Here is a 3,535-nt window from a genome sequence, read left to right as displayed (position 1 = left end):
CCTGTCCGCTGTGTGAAGCCATGTGCGGCTTGGAGATTGAGGTCGCTGACGGCCGGATCGCCGCAATACGGGGCAACGCCGATGACGTCTGGAGCCGCGGGCACCTGTGCCCCAAGGGGGTTTCCCTGGGCGCCATTCACGACGACCCAGACCGGGTCCGCACGCCGATGATCAAAGTCGACGGGCAGTGGCAGGAGGTCAGTTGGGACGCAGCGTTCCGTCGTTGCACTGAACTGCTCGCGCCGGTGTCGGGCCCGTGTTCGATGATCAGAGCAGTCAAATCGTTCAACGCGGCAAAATCTTCTTGGTGGGTCATCGTTGGTTCCTTGGGTGGTTTAAGACACTTCCAAGAAAGCCTCGATGACCCGCCTTTTCAAATCCTCGCTGGTATGTGCCTTCTCTCGGCTCGCAAGCTCGCCTCGGTCAGGCACATACCAAGGATTTAAATAAAGTATGATGCACTAGCTCGTCACAGGCCGGTCAGCTGTTTCTCTAGAAGGATCGAGGACCTTCTAAGGAGCTCTGGCTGCCGATACCCAAGGCGGTCCATGCAATGGTTGCCGAGATGAAACACCAGAATTGAAGTGACAAATGCCAGAACACGAACGCAATATGCGAAACGGTATTGGAACCAGGCAGACGGCCGATGACGCCGATCGGCTTGGTGTGATTCCAGGAACGTCGAGGGTTGCGCCTGAATGCATTACAGATGTCGTTGTTAGGCGAGCGACTGTCACCCCCGACAGGATTGGCTGGAGATACTTAACTTATCATTCAGCGGATCTATACGATGAGGAACTACTGAGTTATAGTGGTTTGCTTGATCGTTCAAAGACGATTGCCGCCACTCTGCAAATGAGTTGCGCACGGGGCGATCGAATTCTTATTCTCTGTCCGCCTGGCCTTGATTACATCACGGCGTTTTTTGGCTGCTCGCTGGGCGGCATGGTTGCGGTTCCGGCTTATCCGCCGCGCAACGCCAAGCATATGCAGCGACTGAGGTCGATTATTGAAGATGCTGGCGCGAGGGCTATTCTGGCCCCGTCGAAGCTTGTCGACCGCCTCATTGACTTGTCGGGCTCGATTGATGGAATTCCGCAGATCATCGCTGTTGATAAGGTGGATCCGGCGGCTGCATCGGCCTGGCAATACTCGGAGAGCAAACCGGACGATCTTGTTTTTCTACAATACACTTCTGGAACGACGGGTGCGCCCAAGGGCGTCATGGTTAGCCAGAGAAGTCTGTTTGCGAACTTGTTCGCAATGGAAACACGGTGGCGTTTTACAAGCGAGGATGTTGGTGTCTTCTGGATTCCACCGTTTCACGATATGGGGCTGTTAGCTGGCCTTGTGCTGCCCTTATACTGTGGTTTCCCTGCCCATTTGATGTCGTCTGCTGCCTTTGCCCAGCGCCCTTTGCGGTGGATCGAGGCACTTTCTAAAGTTCGTGCGACGTTCACGAGTGCGCCGAATTTTGCCTATGTTCTTGCTGCTGATGGCCTTCAGGGAGAAAGTGGCACTGCGTTCGACCTCTCACATTTGAGGGTTTCAGCCAACGGTTCTGAACTTGTTCGGCCTCAAACCTTGAAGAGATTTGCTGCGGCCTTCGCGCCCTTCGGTTTCGATGCGCGTTCAGCATCTCCTGCCTATGGTATGGCTGAGATTACCTTGATGGCGACGGGGTGCCGGGTCCCGCGGCTTCCCCGCATAGCGGCCTACCCGACGAGCGGCACGAGTCAACGGCAACTTCTCAGCTCGGACTCGCTGTGCTTCGATGACGTGCTCGGTGACCTTGCCGGAAAGGCCGTCACCTCCTGTGGTCCCGTCATTGATGGGCATGTATTGAAGATTGTTGATCCTGAGGCGGGTATTGAGCTTATGTCTGGTGAGGTTGGGGAGATCTGGCTGTCAGGCCCGAGTGTGGCTGCTGGCTATTGGGAGAAGCCGGAACTGAGCCGGGAGGTGTTTGGCGCGAGGCTCGCAGGCTCTCCAGAAGGCCCGTGCTACTTGCGCACCGGGGATTTGGGTGCGGTGATGGACGGCGAGCTTTATGTGCTGGGGCGCATAAAGGAGATGGTGATCGTAAGGGGTCGCAATCACTATGCGCAGGACCTTGAGGAATGCGTGAGTGCGGCGGATGCTTTCCTCGGCAATGACCGGACGATTGCCTTTGGCGTTGAGCATGAGGCCGGCGAAGCTTTGGTTCTCGTTCATGAACTGACGCGGTCCGGCCTTCGGGAGTTGGATGCGCCCGGCATTGCGCAGGCGGTCCGGCGTGCGCTGCTGGAGGCATATGAGATTGATCTGTCAGTAATTGTTTTTGTGAAGCCGGTCTCGCTGCCGCGCACGACATCGGGCAAGTTGCAGCGGCGCCGGGCAAGGGATCTGTTCCTGGCCAGCGAACTGACAGAGGTGGCGCGCTGGGAAGCGCCTACCAGTGTCGGCCTGCTGGGTGCTGCGGATGGGCCGACGGCACCTCCGCGCGAGTGGCGCGCGGACGAATTGGAGGCCGTGCTGCGGGAAGAGATCGGGGCGGCGATCGGTGTTGCGTCTGACCGGGTGCCATTTGATGTGGGCTTTGCGGAACTCGGGCTTGATTCGCTGCGGGCGATACAGCTTGTAAACCGCCTTGGTGAGTCCCTGGGTGTGCACATTGATGCGAGCGACCTCTATGACACGCCGACCATCGCGGCGCTGGCGATACGGCTGTCGGGGAAGGCGGAGGCGCGACCCATGCATAAGCCAGATGTTACGGCGGGCTCTGAAGCTGGCGCCATCGCGATTATCGGGATGGGGATGCGCTTTCCCGGTGAGGCGCGGGGTGCGGGGGCATTCTGGGAGTTGCTGAAGGCGGGCCGGTCCGGGATTGCGCAGGTGCGGGGTCGTTGGCGGTTGTCGAAGCTGGACGAAAGCGATGCCGCGTTGCGGGCCAGCGTGGGGTGCGGCGGCTTCATCGAGGAGATCGACCGTTTCGACGCAGGGTTCTTTCAGATTGCGCCGGTCGAGGCCATGAAGATGGACCCACAGCAGCGGCTTGTGCTGGAGACGAGTTGGGCGGCGCTCGAAGATGCGGGTGTTGACCCGCGGCAGTTGATGAACCAGCAGGCGGGCGTGTTCCTGGGGATCAGTACCTCCGACTATGCGCAGATCCTAACGCAGTCGGGCCCGGGTGAGGCTGATCTCTATACCGGAATCGGCAGCGCCCAGAGCGTTGCGGCGGGCCGCGTGAGTTACTTCTTGGGCCTGCAGGGGCCGGCGGTTGCCGTCGACACGGCCTGCTCATCATCATTGGTAGCCGTCGATCAGGCATGTGACGGACTCAGGCTTGGAAAGGTCGATCTTGCGCTGGCAGGCGGTGTCAACGCCATCCTCACGCCCGACTTGAGCCTCGCCTTCGCACGCGCACGCATGCTGTCGCCCGATGGTCGGTGCAAGACGTTTGATGCGTCTGCGGATGGTTATGTGCGTGGGGAGGGGTGTGGGATTGTGGTTCTGAAGCGGCTTTCGGATGCGGAGCGTGATGGTGACCGGATAC

At 59.3% G+C, this 3,535-nt stretch carries 2 protein-coding genes; both read left to right on the top strand.

What is annotated here, in order from left to right; translation table 11 throughout:
- A partial coding sequence (locus WCJ41_RS20695) for a hypothetical protein (protein ID WP_336907729.1) occupies nucleotides 1-446 on the top strand: 446 nt, incomplete at its 5' end.
- 370 nt (nucleotides 447-816) lie between these two features.
- A partial coding sequence (locus WCJ41_RS20690; RefSeq protein WP_336907728.1) for a beta-ketoacyl synthase N-terminal-like domain-containing protein occupies nucleotides 817-3,535 on the top strand: 2,719 nt, incomplete at its 3' end.

Source organism: Aestuariivirga sp. (assembly GCF_037139295.1).
In the GTDB taxonomy this organism is placed as follows: Bacteria; Pseudomonadota; Alphaproteobacteria; order Rhizobiales; family Aestuariivirgaceae; genus Aestuariivirga.
The sequence above is the reverse complement of the archived record's forward strand: the minus strand, read 5'-3'. Positions and strand labels throughout refer to the sequence as shown.